This window comes from Micromonospora sp. 4G55 (genome assembly GCF_016803375.1).
In genome coordinates, this window is record NZ_JAEVHN010000026.1 from 1 (window position 1) to 24,820 (window position 24,820).

The window sequence follows — 24,820 nt, forward strand, 5'->3', positions numbered from 1 at the left end:
GGCGGCGCCGCCGGGCCTGCCGGCGCGGGGGCCGCAGCGGCCAGGTTCGCCAGGATCGAGGCCGAGTCGAGGTCGGCGGTGACGGACAGGTTGACGAAGTCGCCGACGATCGCGCCGGTGACGTTCGGCGGGAACGGGTACGACAGCATGAAGTCCAGGGACTTCGGCAGGTCGTCACCGGCGCGTACCAGCTCCTCCAGGATCGGTTGCAGCGCCCGGAGGTTGGCCACGGTGTCGTCGCGGCTGCGGTTGACGACCCGGGTGCCGACGTCGCCGAGTTTGTCCAGGGCGGTCAGCGCGCTGGTCAGTTGGGCGCGCTGTTGCGCCAGCACGGTCAGGCCGGGGGCGAGGGAGTCCACCGCGTCGCCGAGCACCTGCTTCTGCCGGTTGAGCCGGCCGGTCAGCCGGTCGAGGGCGTCGAGGGCGCGGACCATGTCGGCCTTCTGCTTGTCCAGCCCGCCGATGAACTCGTCGAGCTGGCCCAGCGCGTCCCGGACGGCGGGTTCCCGTCCGGCGAGTGCGGTGCCGAGTTCCTGGTTGATGGTCCGCAGTTGAGCCAACCCGCCACCGTTGAGCAGCAGGCCGAGGGCGGCGAGGACCTCTTCGACCTCGGCGCCGCGGTTGGTGCGGGACAGCGGGATGACGTCGCCGTTGGCGAGTTGGCCGGTCGAGGCTCCGGTGATCGGCGCCGCGACGGTCACGTACTTCTCGCCCAGCAGGCTGCTCTGCCGGACCGCCGCAGTGGCGTTGGACGGCAGGCGCACGTCGGTGCCGATGCGCAGGGTGACCCGCGCGGTCCAGCCGGCGAGGGAGATCTTCTCCACGCTTCCGACGGTCACGTCGTCGACCTTGACGGCGGCCTGCGGCACCAGGTCGAGCACGTCGCTGAACTCGGCGGTGACGGTGTACCCCTCGCCCTTCGGGGCGCCGCCGGGCAGCGGCAGGTCGGCGAGGTCGGCAGGCCGCACCGGCCGGGAGCAGCGCCACCAGGACCGCGCCTGCCAGGGCGCGCAGTGCCCGGGCGGTCACGGGGTGCCCCGCAGGATGCCGCCGAGGGTGGGGTCGCTGGTGATGCCGGAGCCGCCCGGCGCCTGGTCGGGGATCGGCGCACCGGGGGAGCTGATGGGAGGTCCCGGTGAGGACCCGCCGGTCGCCGGGGCGCCGGGCGGCAGCTTGAGCAGCTTGCGCAGCTGGTCGGTCATGGGCAGCCCGCGCTGGTGCAGGGTCTGCGCGAGCGCCATGCACTTCGCGGGCACCTCAGCGGCGGGAAGCTGGTCGATCAACAGGGAGCAGGCGAAGCTGGCCGGGTCGTACGGACCCATCGCGTTGTCGCGGGTGTCCAGCGTGCCGGACCGTGGGTTGTACGAGAGGGCGAGGTTGTTCACGGCGAGCGGGGCGACGTCGAGGATCTCGATGACCGCCTGTTGCTGGCCGACCAGCACGCTGGTGATCTCCGTCAGCGCGGCGACGTTGGAGGTCAACGCGGCCCGGTTCTGCTTGACGAAAGCGGTGACGTCGGCCAGCGCGGTGGCGAGGTTGCGCAGCGCGGCGGCCAGCTCGTCGCGTTGGCCGGCCAACTGTTCGGCGACGTCGGCGAGTTGCCGGTTGAAGGCGCGCACCTCCGGTCGCTGCGGGCCAGCGCGGTGGTGAAGCGTTGCAGGTTGGCGACGGAGCCGAAGAGGTCCTGCCGGCCGTCGGAGAGGGTGGTCAGCGCCCGGGACAGGCCATCGAGGGTGTCGTGCAGGTTCTGCCCGTTGCCCTCCAGGTTGGCCCGGCCGGTCGCGACGAGGTCGGACAGGGCGCCGTCGCGGTTGGCCCCCTCCGGGCCGAGGGTGCGGTTGAAGTCGTCGAGCGCCTGGTAGACATCGTCGATCTCCATCGGTGCGGCGGTCCGCTCCAGCGGGATCTCCGCCCCGTCGGTGAGCCTGGCGCCACCGGCGTAGGCGGGGGTGAGCTGCACGTACCGGTCGCTGACCACGCTGGGCGGAACGATGAGCGCCTGCGCCTCGGCGGGGACGTCGATCCCGGGGTCGTACGACATGGTGACCTTGACACTGCGGCCCTGCGGGGTGACCGTGAGCACCTCGCCGACACGAACGCCCAGCACCCGCACGTCCGATCCCGGGTACACCCCAACGGCACGGGAGAAGTAGGCGACCACCCGCCGGTCGGGTGTGCCGTCGCGGAGGACGACCACGCCGGCGGCGACGGCCACCAGCAGGGCGGTGGCGACGGCGACCGGTCCTCGCCAGCGCTGGATGGGACCGGGCATCAGCGGCCTCCCCTCGTCGGTTGGTACGGCTGGAGCAGACCGGCCACGTACGAGTCGAACCAGCGGCCGTTGCCGACCACGTTGGCGAACGTCGAGACGAACGGGCCCATCCGCTGGATGGTCTTCTCCAGGTCTTCCTTGTTGCGCTGCAGGATGGCGACCACCTCACGCAGCTTGCGCAACGCGGGCTCGATCCGGGCGCGGTTGTCGGTGACCAGTCCGGAGAGCTGCGTGGCGAGTTCGTCGGTGCCGACGAGCAGCTTGTGGATGGCGTCCCGACGCCGGCTCACCTCGGCCAGCAGCGCCTCGCCGTCGGCGACCAGCTTGCGGAACTCCTCGTCCCGGTTGGCCAGCACCGTGGTGACCGAGCGGGCGCGGGAGAGCAGGGTCCGCAGTTCGGCGTCGCGGTCGGCGACGGTGCGGGAGAGCCGGGAGAGTCCGACCAGGGAGGCATTCACGCTGTCGGGCGTGTCGGCGAAGGTCTCGGACAGGGTGGTGAAGGCGGCGGCGAGCTGTTCGGTGTCGACCTTGTCGAGGGTGTCGGCGAGTCCGGTGACTGCCTGCACCACGTCGAACGGCGCCGCGGTCCGGGCGAGGGGAATCTGCCCGCCCTCGCGCAGCCGCCCGGGCCCGGCCGGTGACAGGGCCAGGTACTTCTGGCCGAGCACCGTCTTGATCCTGATCATGGCGCTGGTGTCGTTGCCGAGGCGGACGCTGTCGTCGTCCAGCCGGAACCGGACCCGGACGTAGGGCGCACCGTCTCGGGCGAGCTCCACCGCGGTCACCTTGCCCACCCGCACCCCGGCGACCCGCACCTCGTTGCTGGTGGTGAGGCCGCTGGCGTCGTGGAAGGCCGCCTGGTAGGCGCGTCCGGTGAGGTCGGCCAGCCGGTCGAGCTGGAAGGCGCCGAGCAGCGCGGCGACGATCAGCGCCAGCCCGACCGTGCCGATGACGACGGGGTTGCGTTCCCGGAACGGTCTCACTGGCTGCCTCCCGCGCATCGGGCGGCCGGGGCGCTGAACGTGGGCACGTCGATCGGCGCCCGGCCGGCCACCGCCACGTTGCCGTCGAAGTCGCAGAGGTAGAAGTTGAACCAGGAGCCGTAGGAGGCGACGCGGGTCAGGGACGCGTACCGCTCCGGCAGCCGGCCGAGGGTGCCGTCGATGACGGCCGCGTTGCGGTTGAGGTTGCCACTCAGTTCGTCCAGGGCTCGGATGTCCGCGGCTAGCGGTGGTCGTACGTCGTCGATCAGCGCGGACGTGCTGGTGGTGAGCTCACCGATGCTGACCAGCGACTCGCCGATGGCCTTGCGGTCGGCGGAGAGCCCGGAGACGAACTGCTGCAGCTGGCTGATGCTCTGGTCGAGGTTGCGGTCCCGTTCGGCCAGCGTGGCCAGGACGCCGTTGAGGTTGGTGACGACCCGTCCGATGACGGCGTCCCGGTCGGCGAGGGTGTTGGTCAGCGACGCGGTGCGTTGCAGCAGGCTGCTCACCGTGCCGCCCTCGCCCTGCAGCACCTGGATGATCTCGTAGGCGAGCTTGTTGACGTCGTCGGGGTCGAGGGCCGTGAACAACGGCCGGAACCCGTTGAACAGGACGGTGAGGTCCAATGCCGGCGTGGTCTGGCCGAGCGGGATGAGGCCGTCGGCCCGCAGCGGCCGCCCCTCCCCCGGCCCTTCGCTGAGCGCCAGGTACCGCTGACCCACCAGGTTGCGGTAGCGGATCTTGGCGCGGACGCTGGTAGCCACCGGGACGTCGCGGGTGACGTTGAAGGCCACCTCCGCGACGGTGCTGTCGACCACCTTGATCCGGCTGACCTGGCCGACCTTCACCCCCGCGACGCGTACGTCGTCCCCGGGGAGCAGCCCGGTGACGTCGGTGAACCGGGCCCGGTAGGTGACGCCGCCGGGCGGGAAGGCACCGAGGGTCTGCGCGAGCAGCGCGGTCAGCAGCAGGGTCACCGCGGCGAAGACCACCAGCTTCAGCAGGGGCGCCATGGTCTTGCTGCTCATCGGGCGTTCACCACCCCTCCGCGTAGCAACGGCCCCCAGAGCAGGACCGCGATGTCGGGAACCTCCGCCGGCGGGGTGCCCGTGACGGCACCGACGAGAGGATTGACCAGGGCACGCTCCTCAGCGGTGCCGGCCCGGCCCATGCCCGGGGAACCGCCGGCCGGCGAGGTCCCCGGCAGGCCGACGGGCAGCGGCGTACGAGGGCGCTCGCCCCGGTAGTCGTAACCGTCGTTGATGGGCACCTCGGGCGCCGGCTTCCCCGGGTCGGGCACGCCCCGGCAGTGCGGGCCGTCGTGCGCGCCGTAGACCGGCTCGTCGCGGCCCTTCTCGTACTTGCCGCCGTCGCGGGTGACCTCGAGGGTGATGTGCATCCGCCCGCCGGCGAAGACTTCCTCGACGCGGGGTTGCAGGGCGACCAGGCCGCTCATCATGCACGCGTACTCCGGGGAGTACGTGGCGAGCAGTTCCAGCACCGGTCGGCTGACCTGGCCGAGGGAGATGAGCTGGTCGCCGTGGCGGTCCAGGAAGCCGCGCGTGAGGTCCGCCGTGTCGGTGGTCTCGATGAGGAACGCCGCCAGCTGTTCACGCTGGTCGGTGACGGTGCGGGAGGTGACGGTCACGTCGCGAAGCAGAGCGAGCAGGTCGGGCAGCGCGGCGTCGTAGCTGTCCAGCACGACCGCCAGTTTCCGGACGTCCTCGGCGATGGTCGGCATGGCCGGGTTCAACTGCTTGAGGTACGCGTCGAGCCGCTCGACGTTCGCGCCGAGCTGCTCGCCGCGTCCCTCCAGCGCGGTGGCGATGGCGCCGAGCGTCGCGGCAAGCTGGTCGGGCCGCACCGCCTGCAGCAGGGGCAGCGCCTGGTCGAGGACCCGTTCCAGCTCGACGGCCGTACGGCTGCGGTCCTGGCCGATGACCGCGCCGTCGCGGATCGGTGCGGCCGCGCCGCCGGTCGGCGGGACGAGTTCGACGTACCGCTCGCCGAAGAGGGTCTTGGGCAGCAGCCGCGCGCTGACGTCGGCCGGAATCAGGGGCGTCGTGGCCGGGTCCAGGGCCAGCCGGATCCTCGCGCCGGCGCCCTTGCTGTCCACCGAGCGCACCTCGCCGACGACCACTCCGCGTACCTTGACGTCGGCGCCCGGGCTGAGCTGCAGCCCGGCCCGACCGGCGTGCAGGGTCACCCAGGCGACCGGGGTGAACGCCTTGTTGTACTGCAGCACGGAGGCGGTCAGCGCCGCGGTCAGCAGGGCGATGAAGACGATGCCCAGAATGCGATTTCTCATGTCACCCCGCGATCCGGACGGTGGTGGTCGCGCCCCAGATGGCCAGCGACAGGAAGAAGTCGACGATGTTGACCGCGACGATCGCGAGCCGGACGGCCCGGCCGACCGCGACGCCGACGGCGGCGGGTCCGCCCCTGGCGGTGTAGCCGTAGTAGCAGTGCACCAGCACGACGATCACACTGAAGACCAGCACCTTGAAGAAGGACCACAGCACGTCGACGGGGGGCAGGAACAGATTGAAGTAGTAGTCGTAGGTGCCGGCCGACTGATCGAAGTAGAAGACGGCGATGGTGCGGGTGGCCAGGTAGCTGGTGAGCAGCCCCACCACGTAGAGCGGGATGACCGCGATGAAGCCGGCGATCATGCGGGTGGTGACCAGGAACGGCAGGGACGGCACGCCCATCACCTCGAGGGCGTCCACCTCCTCGGAGATCCGCATCGCGCCGAGCTGGGCGGTGAAACCGCAGCCGACGGTGGCCGACAGCGCCAACGCCGCCACCAGAGGGGAGATCTCCCGGGTGTTGAAGTACGCCGAGACGAAGCCGGTGAAGGCGCTGCTGCCGATCTGGTTGAGCGCCTGGTAGCCCTGCAGGCCGACCTCGGTGCCGGTGAAATAGGTCAGGAAGCAGATGACGCCGACCGTGCCGCCGACCACGGCGAGCGCGCCGGAGCCGAAGCTCACCTCAGCCAGCAGCCGGATAACCTCGCGCTTGTAGCGGCGCACGGTGCGCGGGGTCCAGGCGAAGGCGCGCAGGTAGAAGGCGAGCTGTCCGCCCAGGTCGTCGAGGTACCGCAGGCCCGGCATGTCAGCTTCCCTTCTGCGGTACAACCTGGAAGTACACGGCCGTGACGACGAAGTTCAGCGCGAACAACAACATGAAGGTGATCACGACGCTCTGGTTGACCGCGTCGCCGACGCCCTTCGGGCCGCCCTTGGCGGTCATCCCCTTGTAGGAGGCGACCAGCGCGGCGGCCGCACCGAACAGCAGGGCCTTGACCTCGCCCACCAGCAGGTCGGGCAGCTGCCCCAGCGCCTGGAAGCTGGCCAGGTACGCGCCGGGCGTGCCGCCCTGCATGACCACGTTGAACAGGTAGCCACCGGTCACCCCGACCACGCTGACCAGGCCGTTGAGCAGGACGGCGACCAGCATGGAGGCAAGCACGCGCGGCACCACCAGGCGCTGGATCGGGTCGATGCCCAGCACCTGCATCGCGTCGAGTTCCTCGCGGATCTTACGGGAGCCGAGATCGGCGCAGATGGCCGAGCCACCCGCGCCGGCGATGATCAGCGCGGTGACAATCGGCCCCGCCTCGCGGACCACCGCGAGCACCGACGCGGCACCGGTGAACGACTGCGCGCCGAGCTGACGGACCAGCGAGCCGAGCTGCAACGCGATGACCGCGCCGAAGGGAATGGAGACGAGCGCGGCGGGCAGGATCGACACCGAGCTGATGAACCAGGCCTGCTGGACGAACTCGCGGACCTGCACCGGCCGGCGGCCGAGGCCGCGCAGGGTGTCCAGGCAGAAGGCGAAGAAGTCGCCGGTTGCGCGGACGGCGGTGACGGGGGCGCTCATCCGGCCACCTCCCGGTGGCGCCGCCCGTCGGCGGCGAGCTCCCGGCCCAGCTCGATGGTCGGCTGCGCGGCGTCGCGGCGGCCCTCGAAGGAGCCGGGTGGTGGGGTGACCCCGTTGTCTCGGCACCACTGCCCCGGCGGGCGCTCGGCCTGGCGGGGCATCCCGTCCGAGGGCGGCAGCTGCAGCGGGATGGGCGGCAGCGGCGGCAGCTCGGCCCCGGCGTCCGCCTCGGCCTGCAACTCCTCGGCGTCCTTCTCCTCGGCCATCCCGATCGGGCCGACCCGCTGGGCGTTGAGGAACTGCCGCACCACCGGCTCGGTGCTGGACAGCAGCATCTCCCGCGGCCCGAACATGGCCAGGTGCCCGTGGTAGATCAGCCCGATGTTGTCCGGCACCGTACGCGCGGTGTTGATGTCGTGCGTGACGATCAGGAACGTCGCCCCGGTCCGCTGGTTGAGGTCGATGATGAGCTGGTTCAGGTACGCGGTGCGCACCGGGTCCAGCCCGGAGTCGGGCTCGTCGAACAGGACGATGCGGGGGTCGAGCACCAGCGCGCGAGCCAGCCCCGCCCGCTTGCGCATGCCGCCGGAGATCTCGCCCGGCAGCTTCTTCTCGGCACCGACCAGGCCGACCATGTCGAGCTTCTCGTTGACCACGTCGCGGATCTGCGACTCGGACTTGCGGGTGTGCTCCCGCAGCGGGAACGCCACGTTGTCGTAGATGTTCATCGAGCCGAACAGCGCGCCGTCCTGGAACAGCACGCCGAACAGCTTGCGCACCTCGTACAGCGCGCGCTCGGAGAGGCGGGGCAGGTCCTTGCCCTCGATCCAGATGGAGCCGGCGTCGGGCCGGAGCAGCCCCACCAGGGTCTTGAGGAACACCGACTTGCCGGTGCCGGACGGGCCCAGCAGCACGGAGATCTCGCCCGCCGGCAGGGTCAGGCTGACGTCCGACCAGACCGGTTGGCCACCAAAGGACTTGGTCAGTCCCTGCACGGCCACTTCGACACCCATGCGCCCTCCCTCCGTCGACATCAGGAACATCGCGGCGGCCGGGCAGAACGCAACACACTTCTTTGCGCAGGCGGGCGGGCACCCAGGGTGACCTATGCAAAGTGGCCCACGTCTCGATAGCGTGCGGTTAACCCGCCGGTAACGAAGGTGTCTCACACTCCATGACCACATCGATCGAGCCAGAGCTCGTCCGTCGAGCCGCTGTCGGCGATCCGACGGCGGTGTCGGCCCTGCTCACCGACGTACGGCCGGGGCTGGTGGCGCGGGACCATCCGGCCACCACCTTCGAGATCTTCTTCGACCTCGTCTTCGTCTTCGCCCTCACCCGGATCATCGCGTTCATGGGGCAGCCGCCGTCCCCGCAGTCCATGGCGCGGGGACTGCTCCTGCTCGTGCTGCTCTGGTTCTCCTGGTCGTCGTACGCGTGGTTGGGCAACCAGACCCGCGCGGACGTCGGCGTGGTCCGCGCGGGTGTCCTGGCTGCCATGGCCGCGTCCTTCGTCGCCGCCCTGGTCATGCCGCAGGCCTGGTCGCCCGGTCCGGGCCCCGGCGGTCCGCTGCTGCTGGCGCTGGCCTACGTGGTGCTGCGCGCGGTGCACCTGGCGCTCTACTACTGGGCGGCGGCGGCGACGCCGGGCCTGCGCGCCCGGATCCGGGTCTTCGCGGCGGCCAGCGCCGCGGGCTGGCTGCCGCTCGTGCTCGGCGCGCTCCTCGGCGGCACGGCGCAGTCGGCGCTCTGGGCGCTGGCGTTCGCGGTCGAGGTCGGCGGCAGCGGCTCGCCCACGCCTTCCGCGGTGGCTGGCCGCTGCACAACCCGCACCACTTCGCCGAACGGCACGGGCTGGTCCTGATCATCGCGCTGGGCGAGTCGCTGGTCGCCGCCGGTGTCGGCGCCGGATCGGCCGTGACCCGGCCGCCCGTGCTGGGCGCGGCGCTGGTCGGGCTCGCGGTGACCGTATGCCTGTGGTGGCTCTACTTCGAACACGTCGCGCCCGCCGCCGAGCGGACCCTCGACCTGTCGACGGGGGACCGCCGGGACCAGATCGCCAGCGACGCCTACAGCCTCTCCCACCTGCTGCTGGTCGTCGGCGTCATCTACGTCGCGCTCGGCGTCGAGGAGGTGCTGACCCGCGTCGCCGGCGGGCACGGCGCGCCGCCGCCCGCCGGGTCGATGAGCTGGCCCGGCGTCACCGCCCTGTACGGCGGGACGACGCTGTTCCTGGTCGGGCGGCTGCTCTTCCTGCGGCTCTCCGCGCACCACGTGCGCCGGGCCCAGGTGGCCCTCGTGGGCGTCATCCTGGCGCTGCTGCCGCTCGGTCGCGCGCTGCCCGCGGCAGCGGCGCTCGGCCTGCTCGCCGTGGTCCTCCTGGTCGCCGCCATGCAGGAGCGGCGGCACCGGGCCCGGCCCGGGGCGGGTGACTCCGAACCGGCGACCGACTCCCGGGAGCGCCCAAACGACCGTTAAGCTGACGGGGTGGGAACCGCCGAGCTGTATCCGCCCGACCGGCTGACCGCCGCGCGCCGCGCCACCGCCGCCGCCGGCCTGGACGCGCTGCTGCTCACCCCCGGTTCCGACCTGCGCTACCTGACCGGCTACGACGCGCACGCGGGGGAGCGGCTGACCTGCCTGGTGCTGCCCGCCGAGGGCGAGCCGATCCTGATCGTCCCCACCCTGGAACGTCCGGCGGCCGAGGCGTCCCCGGCGCCGGCCACCGGCGTGCGCATCGTCGACCACGCCGACGGCACCGACCCGTACCCGCTGGTCACCGCCGCCCTCGGCGGACCGGTCGCGGCGCTCGGGCTGGCCGACCGGATGTGGGCCGAGCAGGTCCTCGCACTGCGCGCCGCGCTGCCCGGGGCGACCCAGCGGCTGGCCGGAGAGGTGCTGCGCGAGCTGCGGGTGCGCAAGTCGCCCGCCGAGATCGCCGCCCTGGCGGAGGCGGGCGCCGCGATCGACGCGGTGCACGCCCGGATGGGTGAGTGGCTGCGGCCGGGGGCGCACCGAGGCCGAGGTCGCCACCGACATCGCCGCGGCCATCCGCGCCGCCGGCCACGCGACCGTGGACTTCGTCATCGTCGCCGCCGGGCCGAACGGTGCCAGCCCGCACCACGGCACCTCGGACCGCCCGATCCAGGCCGGCGAACCGGTCGTCGTCGACATCGGCGGCACCATGCCCTCGGGCTATTGCTCCGACTCGACCCGCACCTACCTCGCCGGCGGCGCGCCCCGGCCGAGTTCACCGACTACTACCGGGTGCTGCACGCGGCGCAGCGCGCCGCCGTGGCCGCGGTCCGGCCCGGCGTCACCGCCGAGGCGGTCGACGCGGCCGCCCGCGAGCTGATCACCGCCGCCGGGTACGGCGCCGCCTTCCTGCACCGCACCGGCCACGGCATCGGCCTGGACGGGCACGAGGAGCCGTACGTCGTCGCCGGCAACTCCCGGCCGTTGGAGCCCGGCATGGCGTTCTCCATCGAACCCGGCATCTACCTCGCGGGCCGACACGGCGCCCGCATCGAGGACATCGTCGTCTGCACGACGGACGGCGTGCACCGGCTCAACACCACCCCCACGGAGCTCATCGCGCTATGACTGTCGACCGGATCCTCCCCACCGACGAGGCCCACGACCTGCTCGACCTCGCCACCGAACTCGCCGACCGCGAGCTGGCCCCCCGGGCCGCCGGGTTGAGGAGCGCGCCGAGTTCCCCCGGGAGGTGCTGCGCACCCTGGGCCGGGCCGGCCTGCTCGGCCTGCCCTACGCCGAGGAGCACGGCGGCGCCGCCCAGCCGTACGAGGTCTATCTCCAGGTGCTGGAGATCCTGGCCAGCCGCTGGCTCGCCGTGGCCGAGGCGGTCAGCGTGCACACCCTGTCCTGCTACCCGGTGGCCCAGTTCGGCAACGACGCCCAGCGCAAGCTGCTGCCCGACATGATCGGCGGGGAACTGCTCGGGGCGTACTGCCTCTCCGAGCCGCAGGGTGGCTCGGACGCGGCGGCGATGACCACGAAGGCCGTCCGCGACGGTGACTCGTACGTCGTCTCCGGCACCAAGGCGTGGATCACGCACGCCCGGGTCGCGGACTTCTACAACATCTTCTGCCGCACCGGCGGCCCCGGCCCGAAGGGCATCTCCTGCCTGTTGGCCGACCGGAACACCCCGGGCCTGCACCCGCAGGCCGCCGAACGGACCATGGGCCTGCACGCCTCCCCGGTCGCGCAGATCGCCTTCGACGACGCCCGGGTGCCCGCCGACCGGCTGATCGGCGGCGAGGGCATGGGCTTCACCATCGCCATGTCGGCCCTGGACTCCGGCCGGCTCGGCATCGCCGCCTGCGCGGTCGGGCTGGCCCAGGCCGCCCTCGACTACGCGGTCGGCTACGCGAAGGAACGGCGGCAGTTCGGCCAGGCGATCATCGACTTCCAGGGGCTCGGCTTCAACCTCGCCGACCTGGCCACGCAGATCTCCGCCGCCCGGGCGCTGACGCTCTCCGCCGCCCGGCTGCGCGACGCTGGCCGGCCGTACTCGATCGAGGCGGCGAAGGCGAAGCTCTTCGCCACCGACGTGGCGATGCGGGTGACCACCGACGCGGTGCAGGTGCTCGGCGGCGCCGGATACGTCGCCGACCACCCGGTGGAGCGGTACATGCGGGAGGCGAAGGTGCTCCAGATCGTCGAGGGCACCAACCAGATCCAGCGGCTGGTGATCTCCCGGGCGCTGGCGAAGGGCTAGGTGGTGTCCCGCGGGTCGTGGCCGCGAGTGACCAAGTTCTCCACCGGCGCACGATGGTCGGCCATCGGCTGGCGGCCACGGTTGAATCGCTGGTTCGACGCCCTGAACAGCCCAGGAGACCAATGACTGCCACGTCGTACACCCCGTCCGGCATCGCGTACGACCACAGCGCGGCGCAGGAGGGCGGGCTGCCCGTCGTCTTCATCCACGCGGGCATCGCCGACCGGCGCATGTGGGATCCGATCTGGGGCGACCTGGCGGCCGACCGCACGGTCGTCCGGGTCGACCTGCGCGGCTTCGGCGAGTCGACGACCCGGCCGAACGGGGCGCTCGACCACGTCGCCGACGTCCTCTCGACGCTGGAGCATCTGGGCCTCACGCGGTGCCACCTGGTCGGCGCCTCGTTCGGTTCGGGCGTGGCCACGGAGGTCGCCCTGACCCGGCCCGATCTGGTGCAGTCGCTGTTGCTGTGCCCGCCCGGTGGCAGCCTCCTGGCCGAGCTGACGCCCGACCTGCGCCGCTTCTTCGACGCCGAGAAGGCGGCCCTGGCCAACGGCGATCTCCATGCTGCGGTCGAGGCCAACGTGACCACCTGGGTCGCCGGCCCGGGCCGCAGCGTTGCCGAGGTCGAGCCGTCGGTGGTGTCCGCCGTCCGGCTGATGCAGCGCGGTGCGTTCGAGATCGCGGACTCGTGGGGCGAGGTCGACGAGGCGGAGCTGGAGCCGCCGGCCCTGGAGCGGCTGGGCGAGCTGGACCTGCCGGTGCTGGTACTCGTCGGCGGACACGATCTGGACACCACCCACGACGCCGCCCGCCGCGTGTGCGCCGGTGCGCCCCGGGTCCGGCGGGTGGATTGGGCTGACGTCGCGCACCTGCCGTCGATGGAACGGCCGGTGGGTTTCGCCGCACTCGTCCGCGACTGGACTGCCGGGGAAAGATCCTCCTCATAGGACGCCGCGAGGCGGCCGAGTGACGGCGGCCAGGGAAGCTTCCCTTCTCCGCCTTCCACTGCCTCGCCCGCTGCCACGAACGTCGCGGTACCACGGCGAGGAAGGTGCGGGTGCGCGGGTGGCCCGGATGAAGCGGGCGCCCCACTCCTGGAGGTGCGCGGCGAACTCCGGCGGCCCCAGGACCGTGAACTCGGCGCCCACGTTGCCCACTGCCTGCGTCGGCCAGTCGAGGGAGGTCGAGGTCATGGTGAGCCGGCAGCTGTCCTGATCGAGCGGTTCGATCGTGCCCCAGCGGCCGACCACCTGCCGCACCCGCGCGGAGGGCGCGTGCACAAGGACCTCAACCGTTTACGGAGCCGGGAGGCAACACCTCGGCGACATTTCCTACCGGCATCAACTCGACGGACATAGCGTGCACCGCACTACCCTGTGCCGGTGGACTTCCCCCGGATCACCGTCGACCCCGAGGTGATGGGCGGCGCGCCCTGCGTGCGGCAGTCCCGGATCCCGGTGGCCACCCTGCTGGCGATGATGGCGGAGGGGATGTCCGTGACCGACATCCTCACCGACCTGCCCTTCCTCGACGAGGAGGACCTGGCCGAGGTGCTGAACTACGCGGCCGATGCGGTGCGCGACCGGACGGCCCGCCCAGCGTGACCGCGGCCGGCCGGTCGTCGCACCTCGGGCCGACACCCGGTAGGTTGCACGCCGTGGAGGAGATCGACCGCGCCATCGTCGCCGCGCTGACCGTTGACGGTCGGCTGTCGTACACGGATCTGGCGGAGAAGGTGGGGCTGTCGGTCTCCGCGGTGCACCAGCGGGTCCGCCGGCTGGAGCAGCGCGGGGTGATCAACGGCTACGCCGCCCGGGTCTCGTTCGAGGCGCTGGACCTGCCGCTGACCGCCTTCGTGGCGATCCGCCCGTTCGACCCGTCGCAGCCGGACGACGCGCCGGAGCGGCTGGCCCACCTGCCCGAGATCGACTCCTGCTACTCGGTGGCGGGGGAGGACTTCTACCTGTTGCTGGTGCGGGTGGCCGGCCCGGCCGATCTGGAGCGGGTGCTCCAGGAGATCCGCACCGCGGCCAACGTCACCACCCGCACCACCGTGGTGCTCTCCACCCCGTACGAGGGGCGACCGCCGAAGATCGACCTCGACCCACGGAGCCGGGTACGGCCCCGCACCAACGGGGAGGCTGGCTGAGCGGGCCGGTCAGCCGCCGTTCCAGCGGAGGATGACGCGGCGTCCGTGCTCGTGCCCGAGGACACTGATCGTGGCGGTGTCCAGCCGGAGCTTTCCGCCGGCGGACGGGGGCAGTCCGATCCAGCGGGCGCCCACGACCCGTAGGTTGTGCGCGTGCCCGACCAGGGCGACGCTGCCGTGGTCGAGCAGGGGAGTGACCCGGTCGAGCAACCGGTCGACCCGTTCGCCCACCTGTGCGGGCGTCTCGCCGCCGGGGCAGCCGTCGGTCCAGATGTTCCAGTGCGGATCTTCGGTGTGGATGTCCACCGTGGTGCGGCCCTCGTACTCGCCGTAGTTCCACTCGACCAGGTCCTCGTCCAGCTCGTCCACGGTGAGACCGGCGAGCTGCGCAGTGGCCAGGGCGCGTCTGCGCGGGCTGGACAGCACCCGGGCGAATCGCCGGCCGACGAGCACCCCGCCGAGTGCGCGGGACTGCCGCTCGCCGTCGGGGGTCAGCTCCAGATCGGTGTACGAGGTGTGTTGACGGCTGGCGCTCCAGGTGGTCTCGCCGTGCCGGACGAGGAGGATCTCGCTCATGCCTCCAGTCAACCAGTACCGGACGCCGTCGGCCGGACAGTGACGAACCCACCTATTGTCCTAGGACGGCCTAGGGGGTGGGGGCGAGACCACACGGCGGGCGGCGTGCGGGTCGAGCGAGTCCGAGAAGCCAGCGATATGCCGGGGGAGGTCTTCCGGGCGGCGCGGTGCGAGGGCCATGCGTTGCCGCAGCGGATCGGCGTCCCCGGCGGTCGCGGCAGTAGGGCACAGGGCGCGAATCATCGCGTGCCGCCTCCTGGCCGCCGCAGTGCGGCTGCGCGCGTCAGTCCCGGTCGGGGCGGCACGTGCCCAACCTGGCGCGGTCACCGCGCCAGCGCCTGCCGGGATGACGCCTTCAGGCACCCGCTCAGATCAGTATCCTAGGATGCCTTACGCGGCGCGACCCTGGTCACGGCCCAACAGAGCCGCGACCAGGAGAGGCGCCGTTTCGGGTCCTGGTGGCCGGGGACGCACCGGGGAAGCGGGGCGAGAGCGCCTCGCGCACCGCCGGAGCAGCAGGAGGCGACATGAGCTTCACGGAGAAGGCGAAGAACAAGGCCCAGCAGCTCACCGGCGTCGCGAAGGAGCGGATCGGCGACGTCACCGACAACGAGCCGATGCGCGGCGAGGGCGCCACCGAGCAGAGCACCGCCCGGGCCCGACAGACGGGCGGGGACCCCAGGGACGCCCGTCGCCGGGCGCGCGACACGTTCCGCTGATCCAGGCGCGTGGCGAGCGGTCCCCGGGGATGCCCCGGGGACCGCTCGGTTAGCGTGGGGCGTGACGGTCGCCCGGTCCCTGCTGCTGTTCGCCCTGGCCGCGCTCGCCGAAATCGGCGGGGCGTGGCTGGTCTGGCAGGGCTGGCGGGAGCACCGCGGCCTGTGGTGGATCGCGGCCGGGGTGATCGCGCTCGGCTGCTACGGCTTCGTGGCCACGTTCCAGCCGGATCCGCACTTCGGCCGGATCCTGGCCGCGTACGGCGGGATGTTCGTGGCGGGGTCGCTGGGCTGGGCGGTGCTGGTGGACGGGTTCCGGCCGGACCGGTGGGACCTGGCCGGCGCGGCGATCTGCCTGCTCGGGGTCGCCGTGATCATGTACGCGCCGCGCGGCTGACCGGTCGCCCCTGGCCGCCGGCGTGGTGGCCGTCGACGACCAGCATCGCGGTCACCGAGGCGATCACGATGACCAGGTGCAGGGTGGCGTTGACGTAGGCGCGATCGGGACGGTGACCAGGACCAGGGCCGCGGTGACCAGGCGGCTGGCCGGGCGGCCGTGGTGGACGACGCGGCGGATGTCGGCGATGCCGACCAGGAAGAGGGCCACTCCACCGGAGAGGGCGAGCGCGGCCGGCCAACCGGTCGGGGCGTCGGGATGGGCGACGGTGGCGTGCAGGCCGGTGGCGGTGGCGATGATGCCGAGCAGCAGGACGAAGTGGCTGAGGATGTAGACGCGGGCGGACAGTCGGCTCCGGGCGCCGGGTTCGGCGCGGTCGAGGATTGCCTCGCCGGCGCCGGCCTCGGTGAAGTAGGTCCACCAGAGGGCGGCGGGGAGCGCGAGGGCCAGCACGATAGCGCCCGCGGTGCTGGGGGTGAGGTGGTTCAGGGGCGCGCCCATGCCGATGGTGACCACGGTCTCGCCGAGGGCGACGATGACGAGCAGGCCGTGCCGTTCGACGAAGTGGGTCGGGACGATGCGGAAACTGGCGGCGACGCCGAGCCACGAGTGGCCGGGAAGCAGGTAGGGCAGCGCTGTCTGGACGAAGACGGCGGCGGCCCAGAGGGCGTACACGGCGGGTCCGGAGAGCAGGCCGGCGGCGAGGACGAGCAGGGCGGCGCCGAGGTTGTAGGGGGCAAGCCGGCGTACGCCGGCGCGGGCGGTGCTCTGGCTGAACAGCGTCAGGTGGACGGTGACCACGACGAGGTAGCCGATGCCGAAGAGCAGGCCGCTGCCGGTGAAGGCGTCGGGGATGGCGACGGCGGTGAGCAGGAAGCCGGCCATCCCGCCGAAGAGGAGGAGTTTGCGGGCGGGCCGGCGCGGTGGCACGTGGTTGGTGAGCCAGGCGTAGCCGCTGTAGAGGTACCAGAGCAGGCCGAGGATCAGGACGGTGCTGCCGAGGCCGGTCCAGTCGAGGTGGTCCTCGAGCAGGTGGGCGAGTTGGGTGATGGTGAGGACGAAGACGACGTCGAAGAAGACCTCGACGGGGGTGGCCCGGTCGGCGGTGTCGGCGTCGTCTCGCGCGGGTCCCATGGGTGCAGGGTAGTCAGCGCGTCGTGCCGGGGTTTCCCGGATCGGCTACGCCGCACCCTCGGTCGCCGGCGGGGCGGCGACGAGGTGGTGCGGGTGCCGTTCAGTCGTCGCGGTGCGCGACCCACCACTGCTGCCCGCCCTCGGGCAGGGTGTCGATCGGGTCGTAGTAGGCGTAGCGCTTGTTGAGCGCCTCCAGGTCGGCGGACTCGATGGAGGTGCGGTAGTTCTTGGTCCAGTACGAGATGCCGCGTTCGCGGTCGTACTCGGTGAGCATGTGCACCCAGCGCTTGCCGACGAAGGGGACGTCGCAGACGATCCGCGGGGTGGCGTAGCCGGGCAGGTAGCCCATGATGTCGTGCTGGAGCTGCTGGGCGTGCCAGACGGGGACCCGCCAGTGCTCGGCGTTGGGGATCATGTCGCACATGTAGAAGTAGTACGGCAGGATGCCCGCCTCGCCCTGCAGGGCGAAGCAGAGGTCGAGCAGGTCGGGGGCGGTGGCGTTGACCCCGCGCATCAGCACGCCCTGGTTGCGGACGTCGCGGACGCCGACGTCGAGGGCGGTCTGGGCGGCCTTAGCGACCAGTGGGGTGATCGACTGGGCGTGGTTGACGTGGGTGTGGATGGCCAGGTTGACGCCGCGTCGGGCGGCGGTGCGGGCGACCCGCTCCAGGCCCTCGACGACGTCGTGCTGGAGCCAGTGCTGCGGCAGGCCCATCAGGGCCTTGGTGGCGAGCCGGATGTCGCGGACCGTCTCCAGTTCCAGCAGCCGCATCAGGTACGACTCGAGGTTGCGCCACGGCACGTTGGCCACGTCACCGCCGGAGACCACCACGTCGCGGACGCCGGGGTGGGCCTTGAGGTAGGCGATGTGGGCGTCGTAGCGGTCGACGGGCTTGAGGGTGAGCTTGAGCTTGTCGACGGCCGGGGTGGAGTTGCCGACCAGGTCCATCCGGGTGCAGTGCCCGCAGTACTGCGGGCAGGTGGAGAGCAGCTCGGCGAGGACCTTGGTGGGGTAGCGGTGGGTGAGGCCCTCGGCGACCCACATGTCGTGCTCGTGCAGCGAGTCGCGGCTGGCGTACGGGTGTGACGGCCAGTCGGTGCGCCGGTCGGAGGCGACGGGGATCATGTAGCGCCGCACGGGGTCGGCGAGGAACGCCTCGGTGGTCATCGGGGCGAACGGGACCATGGTGTTGAGCATCTGCGGCGGCACCAGCATCGACATGGTGGCCAGGGCGCTCTGGTCGGCGGCGAGGTCGTCGTAGAAGGTCTCGTCGACGAGGTCGCCGAGGACGGTGCGCAGCTGCTTGATGTTCTTGACGCAGTTGACGCGCTGCCACTGGGCGTTCTCCCACTGGTCGCGGGTGACGTGGCGCCAGCCGGGGAAGCGGGTCCAGTCGGGTTCGACCAGGGGGCTGCGGCGGTATTCGTACGGCTGCCCGGCGGTCGGCGTCGCGACCGGGGCGTGACGGGGTTGAGGGATGGTCTCAACCGGTTGGGTCTGGGTCACGGCCCCTCCTCGGTGCGTGTTGGTGCAGATGATCAGCGGCCCGTAGGCTACTGGAAAATATCCGGTGAAGAAATTAGTCTGCCGGAAGTTTTCCCGCGATGCGAGCCCAGGCCGGGGCTTCACGCGGCTGACAGGGGAGGTCGGCGTGACGTCACCGGTGGGTCTGCACCGCGTTGTGGAACCGGCGGGGGTGCTGCCGCAGGCGGCGTGGCGGCTGGACGCCGACCCGCGGATCGCGCCGAACGAGGTGCGGATCCGGGTCGAGCGGCTGAACCTGGACGCGGCGAGCTTCCGGCAGTTGTCGGAGAAGCACGGCGGCGACGGGGAGAAGGTCCGCGCCGAGGTGCTGGAGATCATCACCGCCCGGGGCAAGATGCAGAACCCGGTGACCGGGTCGGGCGGCATGCTGATCGGCACCGTGGAGGAGGTCGGCCGGCGGTCGCCGCTGGAGCTGACGGCCGGTGACCGGGTGGCGACCCTGGTGTCGCTGACCCTGACCCCGCTGAGGATCCTCGACGGGCTGGCCCGCTGGGACGGGCGCAGCGAGCAGGTGCCGTGCGACGGGTACGCGATCCTGTTCGCCCGGTCGATCGCGGCGGTGCTGCCGGCGGACCTGCACCCGGAGCTGTCCCTGGCGGTGCTGGACGTGTGCGGGGCGCCGGCGCTGACCGGCCGGGTCGTCGCGGAGCACGTGGCGCGCAGGCAGCGCGAGAACGATCCGACGCCGGTGACCGTGGCGGTGATCGGTGGAGCCGGCAAGAGCGGGTCGCTGTCCCTCGCCGCGGCGCGGCGGGCGGGCGCGGGTCGTACCGTCGGGGTGGTGCCGGTGGCGGCGGAGCGCGACGCGCTGACCGGCGCCGGGCTGGCCTCGGTGGTCGCGTTGGCCGACGCCCGGGATCCGGTGGCGTTGTCGACGGCGGTGACGTCGGGCGCGTGGGGGTGCCGGCGGACGTGACGGTGGTCTGCGTGGACGTGCCGGGTTGCGAGCACGGGGCGGTGCTGGCCACGGCGGACGGCGGCACGGTGATCTTCTTCTCGATGGCGACGAGCTTCGCGGCGGCGGCGTTGGGCGCGGAGGGCCTGGCGGCGGACGTGACGATGCTGGTGGGCAACGGGTACGTGCCGGGTCACGCGGAGCTGGCGCTGGGTCTGCTGCGGTCGGAGCCGGGGGTCCGCGCTCTGTTCGAGTCCCGGCTGGCGGCAGACTGAGTGCCATGACGAACCCCTCGATCCTGTACCGCGGCGGCGTGCTGCACTGTCCGGCCGATCCGAGCGCGACGGCCCTGCTGGTGACCGACGGCCGGATCGCCTGGTTGGGGGCGGACCGGGACGCGCCGGCCGCCGACCGGGTGGTGGAGCTGGACGGTGCGCTGGTGACGCCGGCGTTCGTGGACGCGCACGTGCACGCCACGGACACGGGGTTGGCGTTGTCGGGGTTGGACCTGTCCGCGGTGCGGTCGGCGGCGGGGCTGCTGGATGCGGTGGCGGCGTTCGCGGCGGGGTTGCCGTCGGACGCGGTGGTGCTGGGGCACGGCTGGGACGAGTCGAACTGGCCGGTGCCGCAGTTGCCGGAGCGCGGCGGCGCTGGACCGGGCGGCCGGCGGTCGGCGGGTGTACCTGTCGCAGGCGTCGATCCATTCGGCGTTGGTGTCGGCGGCGCTGCTGGCGGCGTGCCGCAGGCGGCGCGGGTGGCCGGGTACGACGCGTCGGGGTGGTTGCGGCGGGACGCGCACCACGTGGTGGCGGGAGGCGGCGTTGGGTTCGGTGTCGCCGGCGCAGCGGGTGGGCCGCGCAGCGGGCGGCGTTGCGGCACGCGGCGTCGCTGGGGATCGCCGCGGTGCACGAGTGCGGTGGTCCCGGCACGTCGGACGAGTCGGATTTCACCGGCCTGTTGGCGGTCTCCGGGGGACGGGGTGCCGGAGGTGTACGGGTACTGGGGTGAGCTGCTCGGCGCGGCGAAGGCCCGGGACATGGGTGCGGTGGGGGCGGGCGGGGACCTGTACGCCGACGGGGCGTTGGGGGTCGCGGACGGCGCACGTGTCGTCGGCGTACCTGGACGGGGAGCCGGGCACCTGCGGGCACGGGTACGTCACCGCGGACGAGGTGCGTGACCACCTGCTGGACTGTGCGGCGCACGGGATGCAGGGCGGGTTCCACGCGATCGGGGACGCGGCGATCTCGACGGTGTTGCAGGGGTTCGCGGCGGCGGCGGAGAAGCTGGGCACGGACCGGGTGCGGGCGGCCCGGCACCGGGTGGAGCACGCGGAGATCATGAACAAGCGGCTGATCGCCGGGTTCGTGGAGTACGGGATCGTGGCGAGCATGCAGCCGGCGTTCGACCGGTTGTGGGGTGGCGCGGGCCGGATGTACGAGGCGCGCCTGGGGTTGGACCGGTCGTTGGAGTCGAACCCGATGGGGGCGATGCACGCGGTCGGGGTGGCGTTGGCGTTCGGGTCGGATTCGCCGGTGACGCCGCTGGACCCGTGGGGTTCGGTGCGGGCGGCGGCGGCGCACCACAACCCGGTGCAGCGGATGAGTGCGCGGGCGGCGTTCGCGGCGCACACCCGGGGTGGCTGGCGGGCGGTGCACCTCGACAACGAGGGTGTGCTGGCGTTGGGGGGCGCCGGCGACGTTCGCGGTGTGGTCGACGCCGGCGGGGGTGGAGCGGGGTCTGCCGGTGTTGCAGGCCGAGGACCCGGAGCTGCGGGGTCCGCAGGATCCGACGCCGTTGCCGGTGTGCCGGCGCACGGTGCTGCGCGGTGAGGTCATCTATGAGGAAGGGTCGGCGTGAGCGAGCGAAGGATCGAGGCAGCACGGGCGCGGGTCGCGCCGGCGGTGAGCGGGGCCGGGGTGACGGCGTGACGGGCAAGCTCGACCTGGATCCGGTGCTGGTGGCGCGGGCGCGGGAGTTGGCGCGCCGCGCCGGGCAGCCGGTGGTGGATCTGGCGCGTAGCCACACGACGGTGTCGGTGGAGCGGGCGGTGCTGCGGCTGGCCGGGGTGACCGGCGCGGACCCGGACGGCATTCCGTGGGTGAACCGGCTGGTCGACGCGGTGGTCGCCGACGTCGGGCTGGGGCACGGGGTGGCGGCGCCGGTGTTCGACGCGCTGGCGCGGGAGCAGATCAGCGACGCGACGTTGCTGGCGCAGAAGGCGGCGGCCGGGTCGGTGCGCTTCACCCAGCCCACCGGAAAGGCGGCCACCGCCGCCCGCAAGGCCGCCCGCAAGGCGGTCGGGGCGGGTGTCCGGCAGATCGACCGGCGGCGCGCCGAGCGGGACCGGCTGGTGAAGCGGTTGGGGGATCCGGCGCAGCGGCCGTGGATCTACCTGATCGTGGCCACCGGTGACATCTACGAGGACATCCCGCAGGCGCAGGCCGCGGCGCGGGCCGGCGCGGACGTCATCGCGGTGATCCGGTCGACGGGGCAGTCGCTGCTGGACTACGTGCCGGAGGGCGCGACCCGGGAGGGTTTCGCCGGCACGTACGCCACGCAGGAGAACTTCCGGTTGATGCGGGCGGCGTTGGACGAGACGTCGAAGGAGCTGGGCCGGTACGTGCGGCTGACGAACTACGCGTCGGGTCTGTGCATGCCGGAGATGGCGACCCTGGCCGGCCTGGAGCGGCTGGACATGATGCTCAACGACTCGATGTACGGGATCCTGTTCCGCGACATCAACCCGATCCGCACGTTCGTGGACCAGCGGTTCTCCCGGCAGGTGCACGCCCGGGCGGGAATCATCATCAACACCGGTGAGGACAACTACCTGACCACCGCCGACGCGGTGGACGAGGCGCACACGGTGACGGTGTCGCAGCTGCTCAACGAGTTCTTCGCGCACGAGGCGGGGTTGGCCGACTGGCAGTTGGGGCTGGGGCACGCGTTCGAGATCAACCCGGATCTGCCGGAGTCGTTCCGGTTGGAGTTGGCGCACGCGCTGCTGGCGCGGGAGTTGTTCCCGGACGCGCCGTTGAAGTGGATGCCGCCGACGAAGCACATGACCGGGGACGTGTTCCGCGGCAATCTGCTCGACGGGTTCTTCAACCTGGTGGGCACCATGACCGGGCAGGGCATCCTGCTGGTGGGGATGATGACCGAGGCGGTGGTGACGCCGTGGCTGTCGGACCGGGACATCGCCCTGCAGAACGTGCGGTACGTGCTGGGCGCGGCCGGTGGGCTGCACGAGGACTTCGTGCCGGCGCCGGGCGGGTTCATCCAGCAGCGCGCCAACCGGGTGCTGGGTGAGGCGCTGGATCTGCTGGAGCGCATCGGTGACCAGTCGCTGTTGACGGCGATCGCCGAGGGCACGTTCGGGATCATGAAGCGGCCCGCGGACCGGGGCAAGGGCCTGGCCGGGGTGGCCGCCCACGACGCCGACTACTACAACCCGGCCACCGAGATCCTGGAAGGGGACCGCGCGTGACGGCCGCGGCGGAGAAGAAGATCGTCCGGCCGTACGGGGACACCACCGGTGACGGCATGGTGCAGGTGTCGTTCACGTTGCCGGTGCCGCACGACAAGCGGGCCGAGGGCGCGGCGATCCAGCTGGCCAACAAGATGGGCATCGACCCGGCGATGCTGGTGCACGCCAAGCCGATGAGTGACGGGTTCACCTTCTTCGTGGTGTACGGGCGGGTGAACCATCTGGTGGACCTGTCCGCGGTGCAGGTGGTGGAGCGGGACTTCCCGCTGCTGAGCGCCAAGGAGGTCAACGCGGTGGTGAAGCAGCGGTTGCGCCGCAAGTTGTCGGTGGTGGGGGCGTGCATCGGCACGGACGCGCACACCGTGGGCATCGACGCGATCCTCAACGTCAAGGGCATCGCGGGGGAGAAGGGCCTGGAGTACTACCGGGAGTTGAAGGTCACCAACCTCGGCGCGCAGGTCAGCGTGCCGGAGCTGGTGGAGGCGGCCCGGGTGGAGAAGGCCGACGCGGTGTTGGTGTCGCAGGTGGTGACGCAGCGCGACGCGCACCTGCACAACACGCGGGAGATGTCCGCGGCGTTCCGCGAGGCGATGCCGGCGGGGAAGCGGCCGCTGCTGATCGTGGGCGGGCCGCGGTTCGACGAGACGATGACCGGCGAGCTGGGTGTGGACCGGATCTTCGGCCGGGGCACCACCCCGGGTGAGGTGGCCAGCTACCTGGTGCACGCGCTGATCACGAGCAGGAAGGCGAAGGCATGAGTGATTCCCGGGTCGGGCTGACCGTCACCCACCGCCGGTATGTGCCGTACTCGCACGCCCACTACGCGGGGAACCTGGTCGACGGGGCGTACGCGCTGGGGTTGTTCGGGGACGTGGCGACGGAGGTGTGCATCCGCACCGACGGCGACGAGGGGTTGTTCGCGTCGTACTCGGATGTGCAGTTCAAGGCGCCGATGAAGGCCGGGGACGTGCTGGAGGTGGCCGCGACGGTGACCCGGGTGGGCACCCGCAGCCGCACGATCGACTTCGAGGCGCGGGTGGTGTGCCGGGGTCGTCCGGACCGGTCGGAGTCGGCGGCGGAGGTGCTGGACCCGCCGATCGTGGCGGTCACCGCGACCGGCACCGTGGTCGTCCCGCCGCCGGCGTGACCCTCGCCGTCTGCGCCGACGTCGGGTCCACGTACACGAAGGTCGCGGTGGTGGACCTCGACGGCGCCGCGCTGGTCGCGGCGGCGTCGGCGCCGACCACGGTCGGCACGGACGTGCTGCACGGCCTGGACGCGCGGTCGGCGCGGCCACCGCCGGGCTCGGGGTGCGGGACCTGCCGTGGTACGCGTGCTCGTCGGCCGGTGGTGGGTTGCGCCTGGCGGTGGTGGGCTACGAGCCGTTGGTCACCGCGCAGGCGGGTCGGCGGGTGGGGTTGTCGGCGGGCGCGAACGTGGTGCACGTGGCCGCGGGCCGGCTCGGCGCGGCGGAGCTGGCGGCGTTGCGGGCGGCCCGCCCGGACGTGGTGCTGCTGGTCGGTGGCACCGACGGTGGGGACGCCGACACGTTGACGCACAACGCGACCCGGTTGGCGAAGGCCCGCTGGCGGGTGCCGGTGGTGCTGGCCGGCAACGTCGCGGTCCGCGACGAGCTGTCCGCGCTGCTGGCCGGGGCGGGCGTGCCGGTGACGGCGGCGGACAACGTGCTGCCGCGCATCGGGGTGCTGGCCCCGGCGTCGGCGCGGGCGGCGATCCGGGAGGTGTTCCTGCGGCACGTCATCGGCGGCAAGCGCCTGTCGCGGGGTACCCGGTTCGCGCGGCTGGTGCGCGCGGCCACCCCGGACGCGGTGCTGACCGGGGTGGAGGTGCTCGCCGACACCCTCGGTGGTGACCTGGCGGTGGTGGACGTCGGTGGGGCCACCACCGACGTGTACTCGGTGCTCACCCCCGACGAGCGGGCCGACGGGCCGGGCCGGGAGGTCGCCGGGACGCTGTGGCGGGCCCGCACCGTCGAGGGGACCTGGGGATGCGGTGGAGCGCCCCCGGGGTGGTGC

Annotated in this window: 23 protein-coding genes and 5 pseudogenes; 15 read left to right on the forward strand and 13 right to left on the reverse strand. The window is 72.4% G+C overall.

The window, feature by feature from the left end:
• The 9 genes from JNW89_RS04375 to JNW89_RS04415 all read right to left on the reverse strand — a co-directional run.
• A partial coding sequence (locus tag JNW89_RS04375) for an MCE family protein (protein WP_238447814.1) occupies nt 1-968 on the reverse strand: 968 nt, incomplete at its 3' end.
• Between the two features lie 57 nt (nt 969-1,025).
• Nucleotides 1,026-1,577: a hypothetical protein gene (locus JNW89_RS04380; protein WP_238447815.1), complete on the reverse strand. Its 552-nt coding sequence runs from the start codon at nt 1,575-1,577 to the stop codon at nt 1,026-1,028.
• Nucleotides 1,478-2,272: an MCE family protein gene (locus JNW89_RS04385; protein ID WP_238447816.1), complete on the reverse strand. Its 795-nt coding sequence runs from the start codon at nt 2,270-2,272 to the stop codon at nt 1,478-1,480. Before JNW89_RS04385 ends, JNW89_RS04380 begins: the two co-directional genes overlap by 100 nt.
• Nucleotides 2,272-3,255: an MCE family protein gene (locus tag JNW89_RS04390; protein ID WP_238447817.1), complete on the reverse strand. Its 984-nt coding sequence runs from the start codon at nt 3,253-3,255 to the stop codon at nt 2,272-2,274. Before JNW89_RS04390 ends, JNW89_RS04385 begins: the two co-directional genes overlap by 1 nt.
• Entirely contained in the window at nt 3,252-4,283 is a 1,032-nt protein-coding gene (locus JNW89_RS04395) for an MCE family protein (RefSeq protein WP_238447818.1), read from the reverse strand. The genes JNW89_RS04390 and JNW89_RS04395 overlap by 4 nt, the downstream gene beginning before the upstream one ends.
• Nucleotides 4,280-5,563 carry an MCE family protein gene (locus JNW89_RS04400; protein WP_238447819.1) on the reverse strand — a complete coding sequence of 428 codons (1,284 nt, stop codon included), beginning with the start codon at nt 5,561-5,563 and terminating at the stop codon, nt 4,280-4,282. Before JNW89_RS04400 ends, JNW89_RS04395 begins: the two co-directional genes overlap by 4 nt.
• 1 nt (nt 5,564) lies before the next feature.
• A complete protein-coding gene (locus JNW89_RS04405; RefSeq protein WP_238447820.1) occupies nt 5,565-6,368 on the reverse strand; it encodes an ABC transporter permease in 804 nt (267 codons plus the stop codon).
• Nucleotide 6,369: 1 nt separating this feature from the next.
• Nucleotides 6,370-7,140: an ABC transporter permease gene (locus tag JNW89_RS04410; protein WP_238447821.1), complete on the reverse strand. Its 771-nt coding sequence runs from the start codon at nt 7,138-7,140 to the stop codon at nt 6,370-6,372.
• Nucleotides 7,137-8,153, reverse strand: a complete 1,017-nt coding sequence (locus JNW89_RS04415) for an ABC transporter ATP-binding protein (protein WP_305070497.1) — start codon at nt 8,151-8,153, stop codon at nt 7,137-7,139. Before JNW89_RS04415 ends, JNW89_RS04410 begins: the two co-directional genes overlap by 4 nt.
• A 161-nt stretch (nt 8,154-8,314) precedes the next feature.
• Between JNW89_RS04415 and JNW89_RS36465 the strand changes: the two genes are divergently transcribed.
• The 5 genes and pseudogenes from JNW89_RS36465 (at nt 8,315) to JNW89_RS04435 (ending at nt 12,831) form a co-directional block, all read left to right on the forward strand.
• Nucleotides 8,315-9,004, forward strand: a complete 690-nt coding sequence (locus tag JNW89_RS36465) for a low temperature requirement protein A (RefSeq protein WP_255540388.1) — start codon at nt 8,315-8,317, stop codon at nt 9,002-9,004.
• A gap of 8 nt (nt 9,005-9,012) precedes the next feature.
• Nucleotides 9,013-9,618, forward strand: a complete 606-nt coding sequence (locus tag JNW89_RS36470) for a low temperature requirement protein A (RefSeq protein WP_255540392.1) — start codon at nt 9,013-9,015, stop codon at nt 9,616-9,618.
• A 9-nt stretch (nt 9,619-9,627) separates the two neighbouring features.
• Nucleotides 9,628-10,743 (forward strand): annotated as a pseudogene (locus tag JNW89_RS04425) (M24 family metallopeptidase).
• A pseudogene (locus JNW89_RS04430) lies at nt 10,740-11,881 on the forward strand (acyl-CoA dehydrogenase family protein). The pseudogenes JNW89_RS04425 and JNW89_RS04430 overlap by 4 nt, the downstream one beginning before the upstream one ends.
• 122 nt (nt 11,882-12,003) lie before the next feature.
• On the forward strand, nt 12,004-12,831 hold the full coding sequence (locus JNW89_RS04435) for an alpha/beta fold hydrolase (RefSeq protein ID WP_238447822.1): 828 nt from the start codon (nt 12,004-12,006) through the stop codon (nt 12,829-12,831).
• On the opposite strand, the gene JNW89_RS04440 is transcribed toward JNW89_RS04435, so the two are convergent.
• Nucleotides 12,826-13,164, reverse strand: a complete 339-nt coding sequence (locus JNW89_RS04440; protein ID WP_238447823.1) for a WYL domain-containing protein — start codon at nt 13,162-13,164, stop codon at nt 12,826-12,828. The two genes, JNW89_RS04435 and JNW89_RS04440, sit on opposite strands and share 6 nt — an antisense overlap.
• A gap of 102 nt (nt 13,165-13,266) precedes the next feature.
• On the opposite strand from JNW89_RS04440, the gene JNW89_RS04445 reads away from it, so the two are divergent.
• Together JNW89_RS04445 and JNW89_RS04450 are read left to right on the forward strand one after the other, a co-directional pair.
• Nucleotides 13,267-13,488 carry a DUF433 domain-containing protein gene (locus JNW89_RS04445; RefSeq protein WP_238447824.1) on the forward strand — a complete coding sequence of 74 codons (222 nt, stop codon included), beginning with the start codon at nt 13,267-13,269 and terminating at the stop codon, nt 13,486-13,488.
• A 53-nt stretch (nt 13,489-13,541) separates the two neighbouring features.
• Entirely contained in the window at nt 13,542-14,033 is a 492-nt protein-coding gene (locus tag JNW89_RS04450; protein ID WP_238447825.1) for an Lrp/AsnC family transcriptional regulator, read from the forward strand.
• A 9-nt stretch (nt 14,034-14,042) separates the two neighbouring features.
• Here the strand turns inward: JNW89_RS04450 and JNW89_RS04455 are convergent, their stop codons facing one another.
• On the reverse strand, nt 14,043-14,609 hold the full coding sequence (locus JNW89_RS04455; RefSeq protein ID WP_238447826.1) for a histidine phosphatase family protein: 567 nt from the start codon (nt 14,607-14,609) through the stop codon (nt 14,043-14,045).
• 527 nt (nt 14,610-15,136) lie between these two features.
• Here JNW89_RS04455 and JNW89_RS04460 point away from each other — a divergent pair.
• Nucleotides 15,137-15,328, forward strand: coding sequence for a CsbD family protein (locus tag JNW89_RS04460; protein ID WP_238447827.1), 192 nt, complete (start codon nt 15,137-15,139; stop codon nt 15,326-15,328).
• 61 nt (nt 15,329-15,389) lie between these two features.
• Nucleotides 15,390-15,722 (forward strand): YnfA family protein, encoded by a 333-nt coding sequence (locus tag JNW89_RS04465; protein ID WP_238447828.1) that lies wholly within the window; start codon nt 15,390-15,392, stop codon nt 15,720-15,722.
• A 63-nt stretch (nt 15,723-15,785) separates the two neighbouring features.
• On the opposite strand, the gene JNW89_RS04470 is transcribed toward JNW89_RS04465, so the two are convergent.
• Nucleotides 15,786-16,856: a low temperature requirement protein A gene (locus JNW89_RS04470; protein WP_238447829.1), complete on the reverse strand. Its 1,071-nt coding sequence runs from the start codon at nt 16,854-16,856 to the stop codon at nt 15,786-15,788.
• 100 nt (nt 16,857-16,956) lie between these two features.
• Nucleotides 16,957-18,363, reverse strand: coding sequence for a KamA family radical SAM protein (locus tag JNW89_RS04475; RefSeq protein ID WP_238447830.1), 1,407 nt, complete (start codon nt 18,361-18,363; stop codon nt 16,957-16,959).
• Between the two features lie 157 nt (nt 18,364-18,520).
• On the opposite strand from JNW89_RS04475, the pseudogene JNW89_RS04480 reads away from it, so the two are divergent.
• From JNW89_RS04480 to JNW89_RS04505, 6 genes and pseudogenes are all read left to right on the forward strand, one after another.
• A pseudogene (locus JNW89_RS04480) lies at nt 18,521-19,572 on the forward strand (zinc-binding alcohol dehydrogenase).
• Nucleotides 19,573-19,577: 5 nt separating this feature from the next.
• Nucleotides 19,578-21,154 (forward strand): annotated as a pseudogene (locus JNW89_RS04485) (amidohydrolase).
• A 67-nt stretch (nt 21,155-21,221) separates the two neighbouring features.
• On the forward strand, nt 21,222-22,784 hold the full coding sequence (locus JNW89_RS04490) for a lysine 5,6-aminomutase subunit alpha (protein ID WP_238447831.1): 1,563 nt from the start codon (nt 21,222-21,224) through the stop codon (nt 22,782-22,784).
• Nucleotides 22,781-23,542 carry an OAM dimerization domain-containing protein gene (locus tag JNW89_RS04495; RefSeq protein WP_238447832.1) on the forward strand — a complete coding sequence of 254 codons (762 nt, stop codon included), beginning with the start codon at nt 22,781-22,783 and terminating at the stop codon, nt 23,540-23,542. Before JNW89_RS04490 ends, JNW89_RS04495 begins: the two co-directional genes overlap by 4 nt.
• Nucleotides 23,539-23,931 (forward strand): hotdog domain-containing protein, encoded by a 393-nt coding sequence (locus JNW89_RS04500; RefSeq protein ID WP_238447833.1) that lies wholly within the window; start codon nt 23,539-23,541, stop codon nt 23,929-23,931. Before JNW89_RS04495 ends, JNW89_RS04500 begins: the two co-directional genes overlap by 4 nt.
• Nucleotides 23,928-24,820 (forward strand): annotated as a pseudogene (locus JNW89_RS04505) (glutamate mutase L); the annotation flags it as partial. The gene JNW89_RS04500 and the pseudogene JNW89_RS04505, both read left to right, overlap by 4 nt.

Coding starts and splice junctions, on each gene's coding strand:
- JNW89_RS04385 (WP_238447816.1), bottom strand. CDS start 2,272: ATGCCCGGTCCCATCCAGCGCTGGCGAGGACCGGTCGCCGTCGCCACC.
- JNW89_RS04395 (WP_238447818.1), bottom strand. CDS start 4,283: ATGAGCAGCAAGACCATGGCGCCCCTGCTGAAGCTGGTGGTCTTCGCC.
- JNW89_RS04400 (WP_238447819.1), bottom strand. CDS start 5,563: ATGAGAAATCGCATTCTGGGCATCGTCTTCATCGCCCTGCTGACCGCG.
- JNW89_RS04405 (WP_238447820.1), bottom strand. CDS start 6,368: ATGCCGGGCCTGCGGTACCTCGACGACCTGGGCGGACAGCTCGCCTTC.
- JNW89_RS04410 (WP_238447821.1), bottom strand. CDS start 7,140: ATGAGCGCCCCCGTCACCGCCGTCCGCGCAACCGGCGACTTCTTCGCC.
- JNW89_RS04415 (WP_305070497.1), bottom strand. CDS start 8,153: ATGGGTGTCGAAGTGGCCGTGCAGGGACTGACCAAGTCCTTTGGTGGC.
- JNW89_RS36465 (WP_255540388.1), top strand. CDS start 8,315: ATGACCACATCGATCGAGCCAGAGCTCGTCCGTCGAGCCGCTGTCGGC.
- JNW89_RS04435 (WP_238447822.1), top strand. CDS start 12,004: ATGACTGCCACGTCGTACACCCCGTCCGGCATCGCGTACGACCACAGC.
- JNW89_RS04455 (WP_238447826.1), bottom strand. CDS start 14,609: ATGAGCGAGATCCTCCTCGTCCGGCACGGCGAGACCACCTGGAGCGCC.
- JNW89_RS04460 (WP_238447827.1), top strand. CDS start 15,137: ATGAGCTTCACGGAGAAGGCGAAGAACAAGGCCCAGCAGCTCACCGGC.
- JNW89_RS04470 (WP_238447829.1), bottom strand. CDS start 16,856: ATGGGACCCGCGCGAGACGACGCCGACACCGCCGACCGGGCCACCCCC.
- JNW89_RS04500 (WP_238447833.1), top strand. CDS start 23,539: ATGAGTGATTCCCGGGTCGGGCTGACCGTCACCCACCGCCGGTATGTG.